Below are 21,715 nucleotides of genomic sequence, written 5' to 3'. Positions count from 1 at the left end.
TATATTAAAAATTAAACATTCTTTTTTTAGTGGTCGTCATGGTGTTCTTCAACAGCCGACCCGAAATATAAAGCAGATAACATGGTAAAGATATATGCTTGTAATGCGGCTACTAAAAGTTCAAGCAATGATAAAGCGAATGCTAAACCAAATGACAATGAACTTCCTAACCAGTTTTTAAATATGAACATTAAACCAATAATACTCATTAATACAATGTGTCCTGCAGTAATATTTGCATACAAACGAATCATTAAAGAGAATGGTTTAATTATAGTTCCTAGCAACTCAATTGGTGCTAAAATTATTTTCATTGGAACAGGTACACCTGGCATCCAGAAAATGTGCCCCCAGTAATTCTTATTAGCAGTAAAAGTAGTTAGAAAATAAGTTATTAAAGCCAATGCCAATGTAACTGCTATGTTATTCGTAACATTTACTCCTAGTGGAGTAAGCCCTAATAAGTTTATAATCCATACAAAAAAGAACACCGTTAGTAAATATGGCATGTATTTTTTATATTTTTTTACGCCAATATTTGGAATGGCAATATCGTCTCTAATATATAAAATGATAGGCTCTAAAAACCTGCCCATACCTTTAGGTAAACTTCCTGTTTTATATTTTTTAGCCATTCTGCTAAACATGAAAAACATTAATAAACCAACTAAAAATATGGTGAACACGTTTTTAGTTATAGAGAAGTCTAAAGGTTTTTCGTTTGTAGCGTGATGGTGCTCGTCTAAATTAATAGTTCCAGACGCATCAGTTTTATATATTTTTCCGTGAAAAGATTTATAATAATTACCATCCACTTCGGCAACACTTTCACCATGGTGTAATTTTGAAGATGAAAACACTTTTAATCCGTTATCCCATAAAATAACCGGCAAAGGAAATCCGATATATTTATGCTCGCCACTTTCAGTTGTATAAGAAGTTAAACTAAAATCATGCGAATCAAGTAAGTGATGATTAATGTATTCTTTTATTTCAGTTTTTATATCACTTTCTCCTTCTTTAGGTTCTTCTTTTGCGAATACAGACGCTGAAACAAAAAAGAAGAATAGACAAATAGTTTTTAAAGAAATAATATTTTGCATATCACTTATAATAAATAGTGGCTTAAAAATCGGTGCAAAGGTATGTTTTTATCTGAAAAGCAAAAAAGAAAATTTAATAATATTTACTTCGTTCAATTTTAAGGCTTTAAATTGTCTAATCGATTGAGAAATTTGGACAGAATAACACTTTCTGTAATCAAGCAAATAACGTAAGGAATAAAAAAAGTTAAGAACTCTAATCGGGTTAAAACTCCATCAGCTTTATACTGCGGGAAAAAAAGAAAAAAAAAGAATACAAACTTCAGCATACTTGCTGCCATAAAGATAAAACCTAGTTGATCCTTTAGTTTATTACGCAACGCGAAAAGAAGAATTATTACGCCACAAGCTAGAATCACGTTAACCACATAAGAATAAATTAATTGGTTAACGGTAATCGATTCAATAAACAAATTATTAAGAAGCAGGTGTGCAACAAATGCGATTAAAGCAACAAAAACCACAATGAAGCAGTTTGAAACAAGTTTTTTAATAGTCAAGGATTTAGTTTCTTTATTTGTTTAAGTACAGCATACAAAGAAATGGCAACACCAAACAGTGTGCAAACAATTAAAAAAACTTTACCAGAATTTCCGAATTTAACATCGAGCCATTTACCTAATATTACAAAAAGATATATAGTGATGCCCATTTGAATAGTAATTCCAGATAAAGCAGCTATTTGTTTAAGCTGTTTTTTCTGGTTCTCCTTTTCGTTGTTGGATTGCTGCTTGTCCGCCATTATTCATTTCTTTTACAGTACCTTTCATAACGCAGGTAACGTTAAAGGTTGCACCTGGCTCTACAGCTAATTTGCTGGCAACAACCTCACCTTCAATATGTGCAGAAGCTTTTAGTGTTAATGTGCCAGACAATGCCAGTTTACCAGAAAATTTACCTTCAAAATACGCATCTGTACCATTTAATGTGCCTTTAATGAGTCCGGATTTACCAACAACTACTTTTCCTGAAGTTTTTATGTTTCCTTCAATAGTACCGTCTATTCTTAAATCGCCTTGGCTACCAAAGTCTCCAACCAATTTAGTGCCTTGAGCAATTATGTTTTGGTTTGATGTGCCTTCAGTCATTTGTTTTTCCTTTTTGTTTTCTGAGAACATGATTTTGTTAAGTTTAATTATTATCGATATTCAAATACGCATCCAAATTTTTATGAATTTGAATGATTTGATAATTTGTAGATGATACTACAAAATAGGGGGCTTTTATTTTCTTTTGATCTTTTTCAGTTAATAACTGATTAAAGGTTTTTGCTACTTGTGCCGTTTTTAACCCGTGAACTAATACAAACTTGGTTACTGGATTGTAAACATCTACAGATGAGTTCAAATTATAATACTTCACGTTTTTTAAAACTTCGTCTAAAGTTACTTTAAAATTAGCTATTTGTTCTTGCTGCGCCGTATTAAACCGGAATACCACCTTATAATTGTCGGGAATACTATCGGTATCTTGAACAAATTCTTTGTTTTCTAATTTAGGTAAAACATTAGTCTCAATATGTTGTGCTTGTTTACCTTCCGGTGTATTGGCGTAAGTAACAGCCAAATAATTAATAGCTTGTTGGTAAGCTTCATAACCGTGTAAACGCCCAGATGCAGTTGCTTTAAGCAATTCGAATTTAGACACCATGGGTTCGCCATCAAAAGTTTTTATATACTCTTCACTTTTTGCAATAACATCTGCATATTCTTGATTTTCATGCTGAATATATAAGGCTTCGTACAAACTTTCAGGACTATTTTCATCCCGTTCAGTAACCAATTCTGGATTCTTTAAAATGGTTGCATATCTTGAATCTGGATATTTTTGAATAATTTCTACTTTAGCAATTGAAGCTTCATCTTGTTCACCTAATAATTCATATATTTTATACAAGTTATATTTTGAAGGTAATACGAGCCTTTCTTCAGGATTACTATCTAAAAGATTCTGTAATTTATCTTTTGCAAGTTCGTATTCTTTGAACTTCTCTTTGTAAATTAATCCTAGTTGATAATATGCGTAATTGCGTGTTTTTGAAATACTATCAATTTCTTTTTCTTCGGAAGGTATTTTGGAAATGTAAAACTGCGGATCAAAGCGTTCTTCTTCTGAGGCCGTATCCAGCACACTTGTAAGAGTATTGTTATTACTAGTATTTGAAGCGCCTTGACTAGACCATCTCCAATTATCTTCTAATGGTCTATCTCCCCAAAATTTTACAAATTCATTTTTCCCATAAGCCACAGTTGTTGGATTATAAAAATAAAAATTATTGGATTGTGGGGCAGAATTAAAACTGTTTGGTCTAGACCCAATGGTATTTACCGTTGCTAAACCTGTATTTCTCTCGGCAGCTTCTTCTTTTTCTTTCTCTGCTTCGGCTTTCGCTTTTAAATCGCTTACAAAAGTTTCGAAATAGGTTAATTTTTCTTCTTCTGTTAAGTTTACTAAATTTAAGATACTGTCGTTTACCTTCGCAATGGCTTCGTAATAAATAACATCTTCTAAATTATCGCGCTTACGCTTTATTATTCTGTATGGTTTTGAGTTGAGCACTAAATTACTCATAGTACTATCATAATACTCGCCAGCATCAGCATAAACAGAAGCATCAAAATACATGTCGCCTAACGTTTCATAGTTTTTTGCTTTCAGTAATTTGTCTCGACTATCTGTTCTTAACGATTTATTGTAATACGCCACCGCCAAAGAATCTGAGCCATTTTTTAAATGATAAGTTGCCGTGTGGTGATATATTTTGTCTAAAAATGGACGATTTTCCCTGTTTTCTTCGAGTTCAGCTAATAATTCGTTCATTTCTAACTTATTACCGTTTTCAAAATCGAAGTTCTTAACCTTTTCTAGATAAGCCGATATCATATAGATTCTCGGTGTTTTTCTATTGAGTTCTATCACCTTATTGAAGGCAATGTTTGCGCTATCTTTATAACCCAGCTGGTTGTATAACTGGCCTTGAATGAATCGATATCGACCGCGTTCATCATTACTTTTCGTAGCATTTGAAGCGATTTCTAGTTGTGTGATTGCGGTATCAATTATTTTGACGTTTAAATACGCCTGAGCTAATATTGAAGAGGCGTCTGCCAAATCTTGGCCTTCTAAATCTTCTTGTTTAAAAAGTCGTTTTAAATTTTTTATAGCCAGCTCGTTGTTATCTAATCTAATATTTGTTTTTTCGCGCCATACTTTGGCTTGATTTATTTTATCGCTAGCTGGATATTTGTATAGTATGTAGTTGAAAGCTTCAAGTGCTGGTACAAAGCGCTGATCGAAATACCTAGCTTTTCCTAACAGCAAATAGGCTTCATCCATTTGCGGGTTTTTCTCCTTACCATCAATATTCATGCTATGCTTCTGAATGGCTTTTACTGCTTTTTCTTCAGCTTTAGAAAAGTTTTCGTTTTTAGATTGACCAGGAAGCACAACATCTTCAAAAATCTGCATGCGCTCTATGGGTAATATTTCCCAGTAATTGTCAAAATAAGCCTCGTTAAGTGAAGTTTTTCCTTGCTCTAAAGCATTGTAACCATTAAATAACGCATTATATTCGGCGGTAACAGCATGAAAATTTCGATTTATAAATTTATCCTTTTTCCTAGAACAACTTAATGCAACTATGGCTAAGAAAAGAACGAGTAGTATGGTTTTATTGGGTGTTTTCAATGCTTGTTTTTTTTAGACTAAATAACTGTAAACTGCCGTTATTATTATATAGAATGGTAAAAATAAGCATCTTTTTCTATTTACCTAAAAAATGTAATGACTTTTAAATAAAAGGATTAGTTCGCAAAATGAGCTTCAAGTTCTTTTAAAGTGGCCGCACTGGTTTCTAAATCTTTCACAACCTCACCTTTATCTAAAACCACAATGCGCTCGCACACATCGGTTACATGCATTAAATCATGACTAGAAATTAAAACGGTAACACCCTGTTTTTGGGCTAATTCTTTAACAATACTTTTTAATCTTATTTGTGTTGTAGGGTCTAAGTTCGCGAAGGGTTCATCTAGAATAATGACTTCGGGGTTACCAATTAATGCGGCAATAATACCAGCCTTTTTTTGATTTCCTTTACTTAAATCGCGCAAATACTTTTTTTGCCCGATGATTTCGCCATGAAAAAAGTCTTCAAACTTTGCTACAAGAGTATCTACATCGGCTTTATTTTGTCCGCGTAATTCGCCAATAAAATAAAAATATTCTTCTGGAGTTAAATACCCAATTAAAAAGCTCTCATCAATAAATGCCGATGTAAAAGGTTTCCAATCTTCACTTTTATCAACTTGTACGCCATTATTTTTTATGAATCCTGTAGTTGGCTGAATCAAATCTAAAAGCAAACTGAAATAGGTCGTTTTTCCTGCGCCATTATTACCAACCAAACCAAAACTTTGCCCTTTAGGAATATCTAAAGAATCAATTTTCAAAACTTGATTACCGCTGTATTTTTTAGTTAAGTTAGAAGTTGTTATCATGATAATTATTTTAATTATTTTGATTGAATGCGTCAATCATTTTATATTTTGAATCTAAGTATTTCTGAGTAATGAATTTCATTAGTTTTTGATGCAATACAATGCCAATAATTCCTAAAATCATTAAAACTAAGCAAGCTATTTCGAAGCCTACTAAAAAATAGCATGCAGCAAATAAACCCATTGGTAAGAGCAAGAGCGGAATACCAATTAGCCATTGTACAGCGCCAGTTCCTTGATAATTAAAGGCCGCCTTTTGACTTAAATCTATTTTTTTTCTGTTGAAAGAACCACCATATAAAATAACATGTGTATTTACCCCCACGTTATAAATGGCCGCCGCAAAATGTGCTAATAATATTTTCCACCCGAAAAACACGTAAGGAATGCCTAAAACAAACAATATCAAGACGCTAACTGCCATCAACGTGAATTTAGATTTCAAATACTGCTCGTATTTAATGTTTTGACTCATGAGTAGTTTGTAATATCCACTGTCCCAAGCTGGAATAAACTGCCCGAAATTAATAAGGAAGATGCCTGTTGAAAACACGCCAATAAACACAAAAAACCAAGGTAGATTTTGATAGGTTGGTTGCGGATAGAAAAACAAACCATACAATAAGCCAATAGCCAACATCCATACTGAAGATTTTGTGCGTTTGTTTCGCCAAATCAACTTTAAATCAAGCTGCATAAAAGGAGCGATATCTCCAAAGTTTTTTGTCCATTCTAAATTTGAAGCATTAACTTCTTTAATTTTTGTTTTTAGACCAGAATCTAAAAACAGTTTTTGCCTTAAAATTTTAAAGTTGAACAAATAACATAATACCAAAAGTATTATTGGGGCAGTAATTAGAAGTGGTTGATTATATAAAGTGTCAAAGGCGTTTCCAATTATTCTATTAAATGATATAATATTAAAATGATTGAGTGCATAGAAACCTCCTGCGATAACAATTATAGGTAGAAAAGACAGTTCCTTTTCTGAAGAAAAACTTTCTATTATGAAGTTTAAAAAATTAATAATTAAAACCACGACGACTAAAGCTAACATCCAGATAAGTACGTTTACCATGGGATAATCATGATAGATTAATGTGATACCGAACGGGACAATAGCGAATAGAGGCAGAAAATTAAAAAATGAAAATGCCGATTTACCTAAAACATAGTTAACCACCTTACTTCTTTTAACAGGAAGTGTTAATAATGGTTTTACCGACATGACTGGTAATTTTTGGAAGAAAAAACGAAAAACCAAATCAAACAAAATCCAATAGAACAGTAAACTATTCACAATGATTAGAGGATCTTGCTCTGGATACATTTTTTTAAGTCCGGGAAATAATAACACCCCCATTCCTAAAAACATCGCAATAAAATAAAGGCTTAAAAAGCCCATGAATATTTTAATACCCAAACTTTTTCCAAAACTTGCTGATCTAAAAAAAGATTTCCATTCTAGCATTAAAAATCGTTTAATCATATCTTGATGGTTTAAGTTTTACAATAAGTAAGTACTGTTCAGTTACGTATTGTTACATTTTTTTTACAATTTTAAGAAATTAATGTAATTTCTCACGAAATTTAGGGTTAATTAACGCCCTCATGTTTTTCATGTAACTTTCTAATTCGGCCAATTTTTTTACCGTTTCTTTGGTTCCTGCTTCAGTTAATCGATAATATTTACGAATTCTTTTGCCAATTTTTACAATTTCAACTTCCACTAAGTCTTGGTCTTCAAGCTTATGAAGTGCAGGATACAAGGCGCCTTCGGTAAGTTTAAGCTCTCCGTTTGTGATTTCAAATACTCTTTGAGTAATTTCATAGCCATACATCTTGTCATGCTCGTTTAAAAGCTTCAAAAGAATTGTAACTAAACTGCCTTTATATAAATTAGAGTTTTTCATACTACTTCAAATATAATACATAATTTATTTATGCATTTATATATTATATATAGTTTTTTATCGAAAAAACTTACCGTTTATTTAATGGCTTCACTATTTTTGCCTAAAACTATTCTATATGTCATCATTCTATAAACTTTCAGTAAAAAACATAACAAGAGAAACAGCCAAAGCGATAAGTATTTCTTTTAATCTTCCCGAAAATCTTAAAAATACATTTCAATTTAAAGCAGGACAATATATTACCCTCAAAACAGAAATTGAAGGAAATGAAGTGCGTCGTGATTATTCGCTTTGTGTATCTCCAAAAAGTGGCGAATTAAAAGTTGCTGTAAAAGAAGTTAAGGATGGCACATTTTCAGCATTTGCAAATAATACTTTAAAAGTGGGCGACACTATTGAGGTTGCTCCGCCTAAAGGACGTTTCATTTTTGAACCAAACGATTCTAAGACTAAAAATATCGCGCTTTTTGCTGCTGGTAGTGGCATTACACCTATACTAAGCATAATTAAGTGCGCTCTAGAAGAAGAAATACATAGCAAAGTTATTCTAGTTTACGGTAATAAAACCACCGACGACACTATGTTTTTAAACGAATTGTTAGAACTTCAACACGAATATAAAGAGCGATTTTCTATTCAGTTTGTTTTTAGTCAGCAAGATGAAGACGATTCCATTTTTGGACGTATTGAAAAAAGTACGGTTAACTATGTCATGAAAAATAAACACAAGCATATTGAAGTTGATGCCTACTATTTATGCGGACCAGAAGCCATGATTCATACGGTTAAAAATGTTTTAACTGACCATGGATTAGACAAAGACCGCATTCATTTTGAACTGTTTAAAGCTGCTAAAACAGCTGATGTGAAAGAAGAAAAAGTTGCCTCTGGCACCACTAGCATTACCATAACTGTTGATGAAGATACTACCACTTTTGAGATGTCTCAAAAACAAACCATTCTTGAAGCAGCTCTTGATGAAGATTTAGATGCACCGTATTCTTGTCAAGGCGGTATTTGTAGTAGTTGTTTAGCCAGAATTACAGAAGGTGAAGCCACTATGCGACAAAATAATATTTTAACGGAAAGTGAAGTTGCCGAAGGGTTAATTCTTACCTGTCAAGCACACCCAACAACACCCACAATTGTTGTAGATTATGATGATGTTTAACTTTAAACCGTAACTGTTAGATTATAGATTTAATTTTTTGAACTACCTGTTTAGGGCTAATTGTACCAGCCACATTCTTGTAAGCTTCGGGGTATTTATTTCCAAATACAGAAGTTGGAATTAACGGAAACTTTTCTCTATCAGGAAGTAAGGCATAATCTGAAGGTTGATTAAAAGGCATAAAGCCAGAATACGGATGGGTAACACCCCAAATAGTGATTACTTTGACGCCCAACATAGCAGCGATGTGTGCGTTCCCAGAATCCATTGAAAGCATCACATCAACATTAGAAATGATATCCATTTCTTCATCAAGCGATAATTTTCCGGCAAGATTTACGGTATTTTTATTTGTGTTTTCAATTTCATTAAGTACTTCAATTTCTTTAGTTCCTCCACCAAATAATAACACATGATAATCTTTAGTTAGCTCTTGAATGACTTCTTTCATTAAATGTAAAGGGTACATTTTGCCTTCATGAGCAGCGAAAGGCGCTATGGCAATAGGTTTTAATTCAGTATTACCCATAAATTTTTTCAACTTATCATTTAGCTCTATCTTTTTGGGGAATTTCGGTTTATTTAAATCAATTTTATAGCCTAATGCTTCGAACACATCTGCATAACGCTGATGTGTTGTTTTAAGTTTTTCAAATAATTTACCGCTGATTAATTGCTTTTTTTCTTTTCTACCTTTATAAATAGAAATGAATCGTTTACACCTAATAAATTTCTTTAAAATTTTACTTCTAAGCACATTGTGTAAATCGGCAATAACATAAAACTGCTTTTTGTTAAGTGTTCTTGCTAGTTTATACAGACCATACACGCCTTTATGTTTTCCCTTTACATCGGCAATGACCACCTCAACACCAATTAAATCCCTAAAAAAGGGTTTAAAAAAAGCGCGAGTTAAAACGGAGATTTTAAGTTCTGGATGTTGCTCTTTAAGTGCGCGTAATACAGGAACCGTCATAGCCACGTCTCCCATTGCTGAAAGGCGAATAACTAGAATGTTTTTTTGTGGTTCTGACATCTCAACTATGAGGATGAGATTCCTGCTAAAGCAAGAATTTTATTTCTGCGAACGAAGTACTGGGTTTAGCTCGTCGTCATTATACATTTTCATTTGTTTGTACACCTTCATATATTTATCCCCTTTTTCAATATCGCTTAAAAGCGTATCGATTGCAGTTGATAAATCTACACGTTGTTCTAACAATACTTCTAATTTTTTTTGGCAAGCTGCTTTATGTTCCGAAGAAGCGTCATTACGTGTGGCTTCCTCATTCATATGATAAATTTTCAAAGCCAAAATAGATAATCTATCAATGCCCCAAGCTGGACTTTCAGTATTAATAGTTGCATCCTGTTTTGGTGTAATATGACTGTATTTTTCTAAGAAATAACTATCAATATATTCCACCATATCGGTTCTATCCTGGTTTGAAGCATCAATTTGACGCTTTAAAGTTAAGGCGGCTACTGGATCTATTTGTGGGTCTCTAATGATATCTTCATAATGCCACTGAACGGTATCAATCCAACATTTTCTGTACAATAAATGATCAATTAATTGGCTTTCCGGATAGGCATTTTCAAAAGCTTGATCTACGGTGTTTATAATGTGGTATTTTTCAATAACTTCTTGGAAAATTCTATTCGCTTTATCTGTAAACATCTTGTATAAATTTAAAGTACAAAACTACGTAAATTATATAAGAATTTTGAAAGGCCAATAGTTCTATATCATAAAGATTAATTTTCTAAGAGGGTTTCATTAACTTTACTTTTCTAAACTATGTAATCTCGCCATGAATATTCATAACCTTTCACTTCAAAATTCCATTTTAAATCAATTTATTTCAGAAATTCGAGATGTCAATATTCAAAAAGATAGCATGCGATTTCGTAGAAATATTGAACGCATAGGGGAAGTATTAGGTTATGAAATGAGTAAAAGCCTCAGCTTTGACCCTAAAGTAGTTGAAACACCATTAGGAAATTGCAAAATTGACTTACCTCAAAAAGATATTGTTTTATGTTCCATTTTAAGAGCTGGCGTTCCATTACATAATGGCTTATTAAATTATTTTGATGCTGCAGAAAATGCTTTTATATCAGCATATAGACATCATGAAGAAAACCCTGAAAGTTTCGAAATTATTGTTGAGTATTTAGCTTGCCCTGACTTAGAGAACAAAACGTTGATATTAGCAGACCCGATGTTAGCCACGGGAAAATCGATGCACGCTACTTATGAAGCTTTAAAGCCTTTTGGTACACCCAAAGCAGTTCACTTGGTAAGTATTATTGGATCTCAACAAGGCGTCAATTATGTAAATGAAAATTTTGATGACAATACCCATTTATGGATTGCGGCAATTGATAAACGTCTCAATAAATACGGCTATATTATTCCCGGACTTGGAGATGCGGGCGATTTAGCCTTTGGTAAAAAATTACAGCATTAACAACACAAACGGCACAATAATTAGCACCGCCAAAAAGATTTCTTTAAACCATTTTTCTTGAATAATATCAATGTAATTTGCTATAATAATCGCTAAGGGCGCAAATAAAAATAAAAATTCGCTTCCATCCTTATTAGGTACAAATATAACTACAAAAAAACCGATTATAGCAGCTATAATAATGGTTTTAAAGGATACACGAAATGCCTTTTTCTTCTTTTTAATATTATTCGAATAAAAAATTGAAGACCATACCCCAAAACTTAAAAGCACTGTTATAGCTATTAAATATGATATGGAATTATAATTGCTGAAGTCGTAACTTATTTCTGGTGAAAACTTATATATTTCAAAGAACTCATTATACAATATCACGGATAAACTTGCAGTAATAACTAATACGGTTAACACGCCTAAAAAAGGAATGAGCCAATGTCTAATATTATTATCGGTATACAATACAAGTGAAAGTAATATTAGAACAAAAAACAAGATGGCCCAAAAATAAAACAAGGCTGCAATAGAAATCCAAATAGCCGCATCAAATAGCTTTTTCTTTGTATTTGAGGGCGAGCGCAAGCTTATTATTCTTCTTAATCCTAAGAGCACAAATAGGTTAGACCAAATAACATTTGAGTTAATAGTTGTTTGAGTTATAAATAGTAAAAAGAGGCTAAATAACAGAATTTCATAATTGTTTTTATTAGTTAGACTGTTCTTGTTTACAATAAAATTGAGTAGTAAGATGGATGCATATACAACAATAAGCAGAAAAGCTTGTTTTAATAAAAAATCGAAATTAAAGTCTTGATTAACACCATTAATTCTTGCAATTACAAAAGCCAAAAGCGCAATAAAAAAAACAATAATCAAATATATTGATCTAGATTTATTAAAAAAGCTTGTAATCATTAACTGTTTTTGTATTTTTGCTACGTAAATATACTAACTATTAAATGGTTGGTAACTATTAAATAAATTCAAAATGAAAGATTTCTTTTACGCTATACAAGATTTGTTTGTTGATGTTCTTTTTGCTCCATTGGATGCCTTAAGAGCTTTAGAACTTGAAAACTGGTTTTTAGCCAACGGTATTTCTTGGTTATTTACAATAATCGGTTTCGTAGCAATGGTTTATTGGATGAAGCAATTAAAAAGTTTCAACGATAATAACGAGGAAGATAAAAGTATTTCTTCACACTCGTTTTTATAAATCGAAACCAATATCTTTACGATAATACATCTTATCAAAATGTAGTTTTTCTATACTTTGGTAGGATTTTTTTATGGCTTCTTGATACGTATTTCCATATGAAGTGATAGCCATAACCCGTCCACCTGATGTTACAATTTTTCCATCTTTTACTTGTGCGCCCGCGTGAAATGGAATTGAATCTGTAATCGCATTTATACCTGTTATTTCTTTACCTTTTTCATAGGCTTCAGGATAACCACCAGAAACCGTCATTATGGTTGTTGCTGCACGTTCATCAATTTCAATATTAATTTTATTTAGGGTACCACTTGCCATAGCCTGTAAAATTTCAACAAAATCGTTTTTTAATCTTGGTAAAACTACTTCCGTTTCAGGATCACCCATGCGTACGTTATACTCAATTACTTTTGGGTCATCGCCTACTTTTATTAGACCAATAAAAACAAAACCTACATAAGGCAAGTTGTCTTTTTTGAAACCATTAATTGTTGGTTTGACGATTCGCTCTTCAATTTTGTTTAAAAACTCTGGGGTTGCAAAAGGTACTGGAGAAACAGCTCCCATTCCACCAGTATTTAAACCAGTATCGCCTTCACCAATACGCTTGTAATCTTTCGCTGTTGGTAATATTTTATAATTGTCACCATCAGTTAGTACAAAACAACTTAACTCAATACCATCTAAAAACTCTTCAATAACCACTTTTGTACTCGCATCGCCAAATTTAGCATCTACTAGCATGCTTTTTAATTCAGCTTTAGCTTCGTCTAAATCTTTCAAAATCACAACACCTTTACCTGCTGCAAGACCATCTGCTTTTAAAACGTATGGTGGATTTAAAGTTTCTAAAAAATCATAGCCCAAAGCCACGGTTTCTTTTGTAAAACTTTGGTATGCCGCTGTTGGAATGTTATGTCGGAATAAAAATTCTTTCGCAAACTCCTTACTACCTTCTAACTCTGCAGCTTTTTTTTGAGGCCCAATAACCGATACATGTTTTATAGCAGCGTCATTTAAAAAATAATCGTGAACACCTTGCACTAGTGGGTCTTCAGGTCCTACAACAACTAAATCTATATTCTCTTTGAGTACTAATGCTTTAATGGCCGGAAAATCAGTAACTCCAATATTTACATTTGTGGCTACTTCGGCGGTACCAGAATTTCCGGGTGCTACAAATAGTCTATTGCATTTAGAGCTTTGTGCAATTTTCCAAGCAAAAGTGTGTTCTCTACCTCCAGAGCCAAGTATTAAAATGTTCATAGTTTTTTGTTGTTTGCGCAAAAATAAAATTAATGACTCGAATACACGAATATTTTTTATTTACTTTACAAATTATATCCTTTTTACGTGAATTTATTTGATATTTCATTGAAACTAAACGGTTTTCCTATCAAGAAAGCTATTCGCGTATTACAAGACATTCAAAACGTAGACGAAAGTTATTATTCAGAATACATCGCTTCTAAAAAACAAGAGATTCTTAAATATCATTTAAAACATAACTCGTTTTATAAATCGTTTGGAAAACAGGTTGATATTGACAATTGGAAATCGGTTCCAATCATGACAAAAAAAGAATTGCAACAACCATTAAAGTCTCGTCTTTCAAAAGGGTTTAATGAAAATAATACGTACATCAATAAAACTTCAGGGTCATCTGGCGATCCCTTTATTTTTGCGAAAGATAAATTTTGTCATGCTTTAACCTGGGCTGTAATTCAAAATAGATTTGGCTGGTTTCAACTCAATTTTAATAGTTCGAAACAGGCCCGTTTTTATGGAATTCCTTTAGATAAAAAGGGGTATTATAAAGAACGTTTTAAAGATAAATTAAGTGGGAGGTATCGTTTTTCGGTATTTGATTTAAGCGATGACGCTTTTGAAAAACATCTTGAAACATTTAAATCTAAGCCATTTGATTATATCAATGGGTATACAAGTTCCATTGTGCAATTTGCCAAATTTCTAAAGCGAAAAGACATCGTTTTAAAAACTATATGTTCTACATTAAAAGCTGGTGTGGTCACTTCCGAAATGCTATTTGATGTTGATAAAACCCTTTTGGAAACACAGTTAGGAGTGCCTATAATTAACGAATATGGGGCATCAGAATTAGATTTAATTGCCTTTGAAAATCCAAGTGGAAAATGGCAGGTTAATAGCGAAACCTTATATGTTGAAATTCTTGATGATAACAACCATATTTTACCTTATGGTGAAGAAGGGCGGATTGTAATCACTTCACTTTACAACAAAGCGCATCCATTCATTCGGTATGATATTGGCGATATTGGCATCCTTTCAAAAACAAGTTCAATAAAAATGCCTATTCTTGAAAAACTAACAGGGCGTACTAACGATATCGCCATATTACCAAGTGGTAAAAAAGCTGCAGGTTTAACTTTTTACTACATTACAAAAAGTATTATTGAAGAAGATGGCAATGTCAAAGAATTTGTAATCGAGCAATTAAAGCCAAATGAGTTTAAAGTTCTTTATGTGAGTTCTGAAACTCTTTCGGAAGAAAAAATGAAAACTATAATTTCTGAAATGGAAAATTACCTTGAAAAAGGGCTTTTAATTACTTTTGAAAAACAAGATCGACTCGTTCGATCAAAAAGCGGTAAATTGAAACAGTTTACCTCCTATTTAAACCAAAACACATGAATATAACTATAGTTGCAGGTGCAAGACCAAACTTCATGAAAATTGCTCCCATCATTGAAGCTATTCAAAATAAAAAGGAAGAAGGTTTTAACTTAAATTATAGGTTAGTACACACAGGGCAGCATTACGATAAAAATTTAAGCGGCACTTTTTTTGAGGAGTTAAACATACCGTTACCTGATAGTAATTTAGATGTGAAAAGCGGTACTCAAGCTGAACAAACCGCGGCCATAATGATTGGATTTGAAGAAGAATTAAAGCAAAATCCATGCGATTTAGTGATGGTAGTTGGCGATGTTACTTCAACTATGGCGTGTACTATTGTAGCGAAAAAAGCGCATGTAAAAGTGGCTCATGTTGAAGCGGGAATCCGTTCTGGAGATATGCGTATGCCCGAAGAAATAAATAGAATTGTTACCGATAGTTTAACTGATTATTTCTTCACAACTTCAAATTACGCCAATGAGAATTTGGTAAGATTAGGGGTTTCAAAATCGAACATCTTTTTTGTTGGCAATGTTATGATAGACACGCTGCTGAAAAACGAAAAAAGACTGCAAAAACCAGAGCTTTGGGAACAGTTAAACTTGTCTTCAAAAAAATATTTGGTTATGACGCTTCATAGACCAAGCAATGTTGATGAAGAAAAGCAGCTTAAAACACTAATAACCCAAATAGTTACATTAGGAGAAGCATATCCTATTATTTTTCCAGTACACCCAAGAACGCAAAAACTATTAAGTAACTTTAATTTGAATTTTAAAAACCTGCATTATGTGAATCCTTTGGGTTATTTAGAGTTTAATTATTTAGTAAAACAAGCATTTGCGGTAATTACAGATTCTGGAGGTATTACAGAAGAAACCACCGTAATGAATGTACCTTGTATGACCCTTCGCGACAATACAGAGCGTCCTGAAACTTGTGATATTGGCACCAATATTTTAGTGGGAAATGATCCTGAAAAAATTGAAAAAGCCTTCAAAATTTTGTTCTCAGGAACATGGAAACAAGGCGAAATTCCTGAATTATGGGATGGTCATGCTGCCACAAGAATTGTTCATCATTTAGCAACTATGTCAAGTTAATATGAAAGACATTCTGATTATAACGAATTACTTTCCACCTGAAACTGGAGCAGCATCTAACCGTATTTATCATCTAGCCGAAGGACTTCAAAAATACAATTTTGTAGTAACCGTAGTTACACCATTACCCAACTATCCTAAAGGCGAAGTGTTTAAAGCCTATAGAGGGCAATTTAAACACACTTCAACCGAAAATGACATAACTATCCATAGGCTTTGGCTTTATGCTAGTAATTCAAAGAATAAGCTGTTACGCCTATTTGCTATGTTATCGTATAGTTTCAGCCTCATTTGGTTTTTTATGTGGAATAAAATTCCTAAGAAAGTCATCATTCAATCGCCACCGTTATTGGTTGCATTTACGTCCGTGTTTTTTCTTAGATCAAAGAATCGTAAAGTCATACTGAATGTAAGCGATTTATGGCCACTTGCTGGATTAGAACTCGGAGCTTTTAAGAAGAATTTTAGTTACAAACTCTTAGAAAAAATAGAGCGTTTTAACTATAAACACGCCGATTTAATTCTGGGTCAAAGCCAAGAAATTTTAAGTCACGTAAACTCCATTTTCCCTAAAAAAGAAACTTTCTTGTATAGAAATTATCCCGATTTTGATGCCGCATTACCTAACCTACAGACTGATTCTTCTATGAAACTAAAAATGGTTTATGCAGGATTGTTAGGCGTTGCTCAAGGAATTTTAAAACTTTGCCAGGAGCTAGACTATACTAAAGTACAATTTCATATTTATGGAGCAGGGGCAGAACAAATTGCGATACAGGAGCTTATTAAAAAATATCCAGAATTAGATATTATTTATCATGGCGAAATTTCAAGGACTGCATTGCACCAAGAACTAATCAATTATGATTTTACCATAATTCCTTTATTAAATCGGATTTATGGCTCTGTGCCCTCTAAAATATTTGAATATGCCCGATTAGGTATTCCTATGCTATATTTTGGAGGTGGTGAAGGCGAATATCTTATTAAAAAGCATGAATTAGGTTGGGTTGCAGAATCAAGCAATTATAAGGATTTAAATACTGTAATTTCCAAAATAGAGCTTTCTAAGCTAGAGTTAACAAATAGAAAAAAGATTCAACTAACAGCTTTAGAGAATTTTGATTTCAATAATCAATTAATTCAACTTGTTGAGGTTATTTAATAGGCCTTTTCCTCGCCTTTTAAAGCATTAGTAAAAGTTTGGATCATTATCTTAATATCTAGAAGCAAAGACCAGTTTTCAATATAAAATATATCATACTTCACACGATTAATAATGTCTTTATCGGTTTCTATTTCACCTCTAAAGCCACTTATTTGCGCTAATCCAGTAATTCCTGGTTTTACAAAATGACGTACCATAAATTTGTCTACTCTTTGTGCATATAAATTTGTATGGCTTACCATATGAGGTCTTGGGCCAACTACCGACATATCGCCAAACAGCACATTAAAAAACTGTGGTAATTCATCAATACTAGTTTTTCTAATAAATGCTCCTATTTTTGTAATTCTTTGATCTCCTTTAGTGGCCTGATGTAAATGGGCATCTTTATTTGGCGTCATAGACCTAAACTTATAACAATCAAATTCTTTATAATTAAATCCGTTTCTTGATTGTTTAAAAAATACAGGGCCTTTCGATTCCATTCTAATAAGAATTGCCAATATTGGAGTTAACCATGATAGTACAAAAACAATAATAAACAACGACAATAATATATCAAAAAGCCTTTTAACGAACTTATTTACGGGTTCTTGCAAAGGAATGGATCGTAAGGATAAAATAGGTATGTAATCGTAATATTCATATTTAAGTTTCTTCGAGTATATATCTTTATTATCTGGTATAAATTTGAGTTCGCGTAAGTTATTATCAGCAAAATCTATGAGCTTATTTATTTGTCTATTGGATAATTCTGAAACTGAAAAATAGATTTCATCAATATTATTCTCAATAATATAATCGAAACATTTATCCAATGAGAAATTACCATCTTTTACACTAAACTTAGCTTGTAGTTTATACCCAAAATCTAATCTCGTATTAAACGTTTTTATTAATTGTCTCGCCTTTTCATTACTCCCAATTACTATTACATTTCTAGTATTACCATGTAGAACAGTTCTGTATTTCTTCAATAAAAAAGTTGTGAGAAGCTTAAAAACAGAAATTAGAAAGAAGGTGAATATCAAATAATTCCCAAGAGCTAATCTACTTATTATAGGTTGTTTAAAAAACCCAATAAAGGCATATACAAGAATTGAAAAAATAATAATTTGCCGAAACAATAATGGAATAATTTGAATAATTCTTGTGTGTCTTTGCACTTCATAAAAATGATTTTTCACAGATATAATTATCCACATTAAAGAAATATAGAGCAGAAATAAATAAACATTATTCTTTAGGTTTATTTCATAGTTAAAAACTGTTACATTTATAATAACTAAATCAATTAACCCAAATAACGGTTTTATTAAACCAGAATATCGTCCCTTTTTATAATTCACTTATTTCTTTATATGTTTCTTAAAATCTTTATGTGCACTCTTATATAACTCCTCTTTTGATAAGGATTTAAAATAATTGTATGTTAATTTCATTCCTTCTGCTCTACTAATCTTTGGTTCCCAATTTAGTATTTTTTTTGCTAAAGTAATATCTGGCTGTCGTTGCAATGGATCGTCTTGTGGTAATTCTTTATAAATAATTTTTTGTTTTGTTCCAGTAAGTTTTATAACCTCTTCTGCAAATTCTTTTATTGTTATTTCATGAGGATTACCTATGTTTACCGGGTCGGAATAATTGCTTAATAACAATCGGTATATACCTTCTATTTGATCGTCAACATAGCAAAATGAACGTGTTTGAGAACCATCTCCAAAAACTGTTAAATCTTCTCCTCTTAGCGCTTGACCAATAAATGCAGGAATAACTCTGCCGTCATTAAGCCGCATTCTGGGGCCGTAAGTATTAAATATTCGCGCAATTCGAGTTTCTATACCATGAAATCTATGATAGGCCATTGTAATTGATTCTTGAAATCGCTTGGCTTCATCATAAACCCCACGTGGACCAATAGCATTCACATTGCCATAATAATCTTCTGATTGTGGATGTACTAAAGGGTCTCCATAAACTTCAGAAGTAGAAGCTATTAACATGCGAGCATTCTTAGCTTTAGCCAACCCCAAAAGATTATGAGTGCCTAACGCACCAACTTTTAATGTTTGAATTGGTATTTTTAAATAGTCTATAGGGCTTGCAGGTGACGCAAAATGTAAAATATAATGTAGTTTGCCTCGAAGCTCAATAAAGTTTGTCACATCATGCGCTACAAATTCAAAATGCTCTAAACCCATTAAATGTTCAATGTTTTTTTTATCACCAGTGATAAAATTATCCATTGCAACTACATGGTAACCTTCTTTTATAAATCTATCACAAAGATGTGAACCCAAAAAACCTGCGGCGCCTGTGATTAAAACTTTTTTTTTCATTTAAAGATTTAAGCTTTTAAACGTTTTTATAAAGATGGATTAAGCAGGTTAATAGATTATTCATAACAATGAACTAATTCAATTATAATATCGTTATATACATTTTTAATATTAGCGCAATGGATATAATCAAAGGTTGCAATTTGTGCAAAATATTAACTTAAGTACATTTTTTTTAACGTTTCTTCGAACTTAAGACTATTATTCGAATTATTAATAATTGAATTTAATTTTTTATTAGAACCTTTCAATATCTTGATTTCATTCTTTCTAACAAATTCTGGATTAATCATTACCTTGATATTATAGCCGGCTATTTCTTCCATCAAGCTTATTATTTTTTTAATATTTATGGCGTGTCCACTACAAACATTAACTATTTCAGATTTAGAGTTGGATTGCATAAGTTTGGTATAACAGTTAACAACGAAATCTACATTGTTAAATTCTCTATATACGTCTATATTTCCTAATTCTATTATTTGTTTATTATCTTTAAAATGAGAAACTATCTTTGGTACCAAAAAATTACTTTCTTGACCAATGCCAGTATAATTAAATGGTCTCATTATTATGATATCTTGCTTCTCAAAATAAGTCTTGGCCATATTCTCCATAACCAATTTACTATTACCATAATGATTTACAGGTTGCGGACACATATCTTCGTTTAGCTCGCCTTCAATATTCCCATAAACAGCAGCACTGCTTGCAAGTAGTATTTTATTAGGCTTGTATTGAAGTTTTTGGACAGCATCTAATAGATTTAATGTTCCGAATATATTTACATTATATATTTGTTGTTGATTTTTTGATGCTACAAACGAGATTGCAGCTAAATGAATTATATAATCAGGTTTGATATTATTTAAAACTTCGAATAAAGAATTTATGTTTAAAATATCACAAGAAAAATGTTTTTCTTTTTTGGGCCCGCTTAATACAGAGCCATAAACATCATATCCTAAACTTTTTAGATAACTTTCTAAATGTTTACCAGTAAATCCTTCAATTCCTGTTATGAAAACTTTTTCTTTAGAAAGTTCCTCCATTTTGATTTCTTTCAATATCTTTTTTAACCATCATATCACATAATTCTTTAAGAGTTGTTTTTGGTTTCCAATTTAATTCTTCATTTGCTTTTGAAGCATCACCAATTAATAAATCAACCTCAGCTGGACGATAGAATTTCGGGTTAACCTTTATCAGTTCTTTTCCTGTTTTATCATCAAACCCAATTTCATTTTCTTCTTTTCCTTTCCATGAAATATCAATGTCAATTGCTTGAAAAGCTAAATAAACAAAATCTCGCACTGTTTGGGTTTGATTTGTAGCTAATACAAAAGTTCCTGGTTCATCTATTTGAAGCATCTGATACATTCCAACTACATACTCTTTGGCAAAACCCCAATCTCTTTTTGCATCCATATTACCAAGTTCTAATAGTGATTGTTTTCCTAAATGAATTTTTGCTACTGCATCAGTAATTTTTCTAGTCACAAACTCCTTTCCTCTAAGAGGAGATTCATGATTAAATAAAATACCACTTGTGGCAAATAGATTATAAGATTCTTGATAATTTAAAGTTGCCCAATGCGCAAATACTTTTGCTACGCCATAAGGACTTCTTGGGTGAAAAGGCGTTTCTTCATTTTGAGGAATCGCATGAACTTTACCAAACATTTCAGAAGTGGAGGCTTGATAAAATTTTATTTTTGGATTAATTGTTCTAATGGCTTCCAATAAGTTCATCGCCCCAACACCAGTTATTTGAGCTGTAGCAATTGGTTGCGTAAATGATACGCCTACAAAACTTTGTGCTGCTAAATTATAAATTTCATCTGGTTCGATTTCTGAGATAATTCTATACGCACTAGACAAATCAATTAAATCATATTCCAATAAAGTTAAATTAGGGTTTTTATCAACTCCTAATTCTTCTATTCGCCAAAAATTAGTGGAACTTGTTCTTCTATATGTTCCATAAACTTTATACCCTTTTTCCAATAAAAGTTCAGCTAAATATGCTGCATCTTGACCTGTAATTCCTGTTATTATTGCTTTTTTCATT

At 32.1% G+C, this 21,715-nt stretch carries 22 protein-coding genes; 6 read left to right on the top strand and 16 right to left on the bottom strand.

Annotated elements, in window-relative coordinates; genetic code table 11:
- Positions 1 to 26: 26 nt before the first annotated feature.
- The 8 genes from atpB to O5O44_RS01765 form a co-directional block, all read right to left on the bottom strand.
- Positions 27 to 1,103 carry a F0F1 ATP synthase subunit A gene (gene atpB, locus O5O44_RS01795; RefSeq protein WP_019388037.1) on the bottom strand — a complete coding sequence of 359 codons (1,077 nt, stop codon included), beginning with the start codon at positions 1,101 to 1,103 and terminating at the stop codon, positions 27 to 29.
- Positions 1,104 to 1,201: 98 nt separating this feature from the next.
- Positions 1,202 to 1,567: a DUF6168 family protein gene (locus O5O44_RS16300; protein ID WP_350494441.1), complete on the bottom strand. Its 366-nt coding sequence runs from the start codon at positions 1,565 to 1,567 to the stop codon at positions 1,202 to 1,204.
- Positions 1,568 to 1,599: 32 nt separating this feature from the next.
- Complete coding sequence (locus O5O44_RS01790; RefSeq protein ID WP_019388035.1) at positions 1,600 to 1,755, bottom strand: AtpZ/AtpI family protein; 156 nt, start codon at positions 1,753 to 1,755, stop codon at positions 1,600 to 1,602.
- Between the two features lie 34 nt (positions 1,756 to 1,789).
- Positions 1,790 to 2,221, bottom strand: coding sequence for a bactofilin family protein (locus tag O5O44_RS01785; protein ID WP_019388034.1), 432 nt, complete (start codon positions 2,219 to 2,221; stop codon positions 1,790 to 1,792).
- A gap of 13 nt (positions 2,222 to 2,234) precedes the next feature.
- A complete protein-coding gene (gene porW, locus O5O44_RS01780; protein ID WP_289195501.1) occupies positions 2,235 to 4,790 on the bottom strand; it encodes a type IX secretion system periplasmic lipoprotein PorW/SprE in 2,556 nt (851 codons plus the stop codon).
- A gap of 116 nt (positions 4,791 to 4,906) precedes the next feature.
- On the bottom strand, positions 4,907 to 5,602 hold the full coding sequence (locus O5O44_RS01775) for an ABC transporter ATP-binding protein (protein ID WP_289195500.1): 696 nt from the start codon (positions 5,600 to 5,602) through the stop codon (positions 4,907 to 4,909).
- Between the two features lie 10 nt (positions 5,603 to 5,612).
- Entirely contained in the window at positions 5,613 to 7,091 is a 1,479-nt protein-coding gene (locus tag O5O44_RS01770) for a DUF5687 family protein (protein ID WP_289195499.1), read from the bottom strand.
- Between the two features lie 79 nt (positions 7,092 to 7,170).
- A complete protein-coding gene (locus tag O5O44_RS01765) occupies positions 7,171 to 7,515 on the bottom strand; it encodes a PadR family transcriptional regulator (protein ID WP_289195498.1) in 345 nt (114 codons plus the stop codon).
- A gap of 118 nt (positions 7,516 to 7,633) precedes the next feature.
- Between O5O44_RS01765 and O5O44_RS01760 the strand changes: the two genes are divergently transcribed.
- A complete protein-coding gene (locus tag O5O44_RS01760) occupies positions 7,634 to 8,689 on the top strand; it encodes a ferredoxin--NADP reductase (protein WP_289195497.1) in 1,056 nt (351 codons plus the stop codon).
- Between the two features lie 16 nt (positions 8,690 to 8,705).
- Here the strand turns inward: O5O44_RS01760 and O5O44_RS01755 are convergent, their stop codons facing one another.
- Positions 8,706 to 9,725, bottom strand: coding sequence for a glycosyltransferase family 9 protein (locus tag O5O44_RS01755; RefSeq protein WP_289195496.1), 1,020 nt, complete (start codon positions 9,723 to 9,725; stop codon positions 8,706 to 8,708).
- 39 nt (positions 9,726 to 9,764) lie between these two features.
- Positions 9,765 to 10,370 (bottom strand): DUF4254 domain-containing protein, encoded by a 606-nt coding sequence (locus O5O44_RS01750; RefSeq protein WP_289195495.1) that lies wholly within the window; start codon positions 10,368 to 10,370, stop codon positions 9,765 to 9,767.
- A gap of 133 nt (positions 10,371 to 10,503) precedes the next feature.
- Between O5O44_RS01750 and upp the strand changes: the two genes are divergently transcribed.
- Entirely contained in the window at positions 10,504 to 11,163 is a 660-nt protein-coding gene (gene upp, locus O5O44_RS01745) for a uracil phosphoribosyltransferase (protein WP_289195494.1), read from the top strand.
- Here the strand turns inward: upp and O5O44_RS01740 are convergent.
- Positions 11,152 to 12,075 carry a DUF6427 family protein gene (locus O5O44_RS01740; protein ID WP_289195493.1) on the bottom strand — a complete coding sequence of 308 codons (924 nt, stop codon included), beginning with the start codon at positions 12,073 to 12,075 and terminating at the stop codon, positions 11,152 to 11,154. The genes upp and O5O44_RS01740 overlap by 12 nt on opposite strands.
- Before the next feature lie 73 nt (positions 12,076 to 12,148).
- Between O5O44_RS01740 and O5O44_RS01735 the strand changes: the two genes are divergently transcribed.
- The gene (locus O5O44_RS01735; RefSeq protein WP_019388024.1) at positions 12,149 to 12,376 is read left to right on the top strand and encodes a DUF6341 family protein; all 228 of its coding nucleotides are present in this window, start codon (positions 12,149 to 12,151) and stop codon (positions 12,374 to 12,376) included.
- Here the strand turns inward: O5O44_RS01735 and purD are convergent.
- Positions 12,371 to 13,642 carry a phosphoribosylamine--glycine ligase gene (gene purD / locus O5O44_RS01730; RefSeq protein WP_289195492.1) on the bottom strand — a complete coding sequence of 424 codons (1,272 nt, stop codon included), beginning with the start codon at positions 13,640 to 13,642 and terminating at the stop codon, positions 12,371 to 12,373. The two genes, O5O44_RS01735 and purD, sit on opposite strands and share 6 nt — an antisense overlap.
- Positions 13,643 to 13,729: 87 nt before the next feature.
- On the opposite strand from purD, the gene O5O44_RS01725 reads away from it, so the two are divergent.
- Genes O5O44_RS01725 through O5O44_RS01715 form a run of 3 tightly spaced genes read left to right on the top strand, consistent with a single transcriptional unit; the run spans position 13,730 to position 17,302 of the window.
- Positions 13,730 to 15,049 (top strand): phenylacetate--CoA ligase family protein, encoded by a 1,320-nt coding sequence (locus tag O5O44_RS01725; RefSeq protein WP_289195491.1) that lies wholly within the window; start codon positions 13,730 to 13,732, stop codon positions 15,047 to 15,049.
- Complete coding sequence (gene wecB / locus O5O44_RS01720) at positions 15,046 to 16,137, top strand: non-hydrolyzing UDP-N-acetylglucosamine 2-epimerase (RefSeq protein WP_289195490.1); 1,092 nt, start codon at positions 15,046 to 15,048, stop codon at positions 16,135 to 16,137. Before O5O44_RS01725 ends, wecB begins: the two co-directional genes overlap by 4 nt.
- A gap of 1 nt (position 16,138) precedes the next feature.
- Positions 16,139 to 17,302 (top strand): glycosyltransferase family 4 protein, encoded by a 1,164-nt coding sequence (locus tag O5O44_RS01715; protein WP_289195489.1) that lies wholly within the window; start codon positions 16,139 to 16,141, stop codon positions 17,300 to 17,302.
- Here O5O44_RS01715 and O5O44_RS01710 read toward each other — a convergent pair.
- The 4 genes from O5O44_RS01710 to gmd form a co-directional block, all read right to left on the bottom strand.
- Positions 17,299 to 18,654: an undecaprenyl-phosphate glucose phosphotransferase gene (locus O5O44_RS01710; RefSeq protein WP_289195488.1), complete on the bottom strand. Its 1,356-nt coding sequence runs from the start codon at positions 18,652 to 18,654 to the stop codon at positions 17,299 to 17,301. The genes O5O44_RS01715 and O5O44_RS01710 overlap by 4 nt on opposite strands.
- Positions 18,655 to 19,644 carry a UDP-glucuronic acid decarboxylase family protein gene (locus O5O44_RS01705; protein ID WP_289195487.1) on the bottom strand — a complete coding sequence of 330 codons (990 nt, stop codon included), beginning with the start codon at positions 19,642 to 19,644 and terminating at the stop codon, positions 18,655 to 18,657. It lies immediately after the preceding gene.
- A 155-nt stretch (positions 19,645 to 19,799) separates the two neighbouring features.
- On the bottom strand, positions 19,800 to 20,711 hold the full coding sequence (locus O5O44_RS01700; protein WP_289195486.1) for a GDP-mannose 4,6-dehydratase: 912 nt from the start codon (positions 20,709 to 20,711) through the stop codon (positions 19,800 to 19,802).
- On the bottom strand, positions 20,680 to 21,714 hold the full coding sequence (gmd, locus tag O5O44_RS01695; protein ID WP_289195485.1) for a GDP-mannose 4,6-dehydratase: 1,035 nt from the start codon (positions 21,712 to 21,714) through the stop codon (positions 20,680 to 20,682). Before gmd ends, O5O44_RS01700 begins: the two co-directional genes overlap by 32 nt.
- Position 21,715: the final 1 nt, after the last annotated feature.

This window comes from Algibacter luteus (genome assembly GCF_030344935.1).
GTDB lineage: Bacteria > Bacteroidota > Bacteroidia > Flavobacteriales > Flavobacteriaceae > Arenitalea > Arenitalea lutea.
Note: the sequence above shows the minus strand (reverse complement) of the source record. Positions and strands in the feature narration are given on the sequence as shown.

Bases quoted from the DNA above. Each gene is read 5' to 3' on its own strand.
- atpB (WP_019388037.1), bottom strand. From the start codon at position 1,103: ATGCAAAATATTATTTCTTTAAAAACTATTTGTCTATTCTTCTTTTTT.
- O5O44_RS01790 (WP_019388035.1), bottom strand. From the start codon at position 1,755: ATGGGCATCACTATATATCTTTTTGTAATATTAGGTAAATGGCTCGAT.
- O5O44_RS01785 (WP_019388034.1), bottom strand. From the start codon at position 2,221: ATGTTCTCAGAAAACAAAAAGGAAAAACAAATGACTGAAGGCACATCA.
- O5O44_RS01775 (WP_289195500.1), bottom strand. From the start codon at position 5,602: ATGATAACAACTTCTAACTTAACTAAAAAATACAGCGGTAATCAAGTT.
- O5O44_RS01770 (WP_289195499.1), bottom strand. From the start codon at position 7,091: ATGATTAAACGATTTTTAATGCTAGAATGGAAATCTTTTTTTAGATCA.
- O5O44_RS01765 (WP_289195498.1), bottom strand. From the start codon at position 7,515: ATGAAAAACTCTAATTTATATAAAGGCAGTTTAGTTACAATTCTTTTG.
- O5O44_RS01760 (WP_289195497.1), top strand. From the start codon at position 7,634: ATGTCATCATTCTATAAACTTTCAGTAAAAAACATAACAAGAGAAACA.
- O5O44_RS01755 (WP_289195496.1), bottom strand. From the start codon at position 9,725: ATGTCAGAACCACAAAAAAACATTCTAGTTATTCGCCTTTCAGCAATG.
- O5O44_RS01750 (WP_289195495.1), bottom strand. From the start codon at position 10,370: ATGTTTACAGATAAAGCGAATAGAATTTTCCAAGAAGTTATTGAAAAA.
- upp (WP_289195494.1), top strand. From the start codon at position 10,504: ATGAATATTCATAACCTTTCACTTCAAAATTCCATTTTAAATCAATTT.
- O5O44_RS01740 (WP_289195493.1), bottom strand. From the start codon at position 12,075: ATGATTACAAGCTTTTTTAATAAATCTAGATCAATATATTTGATTATT.
- O5O44_RS01735 (WP_019388024.1), top strand. From the start codon at position 12,149: ATGAAAGATTTCTTTTACGCTATACAAGATTTGTTTGTTGATGTTCTT.
- purD (WP_289195492.1), bottom strand. From the start codon at position 13,642: ATGAACATTTTAATACTTGGCTCTGGAGGTAGAGAACACACTTTTGCT.
- wecB (WP_289195490.1), top strand. From the start codon at position 15,046: ATGAATATAACTATAGTTGCAGGTGCAAGACCAAACTTCATGAAAATT.
- O5O44_RS01715 (WP_289195489.1), top strand. From the start codon at position 16,139: ATGAAAGACATTCTGATTATAACGAATTACTTTCCACCTGAAACTGGA.
- O5O44_RS01705 (WP_289195487.1), bottom strand. From the start codon at position 19,644: ATGAAAAAAAAAGTTTTAATCACAGGCGCCGCAGGTTTTTTGGGTTCA.
- gmd (WP_289195485.1), bottom strand. From the start codon at position 21,714: ATGAAAAAAGCAATAATAACAGGAATTACAGGTCAAGATGCAGCATAT.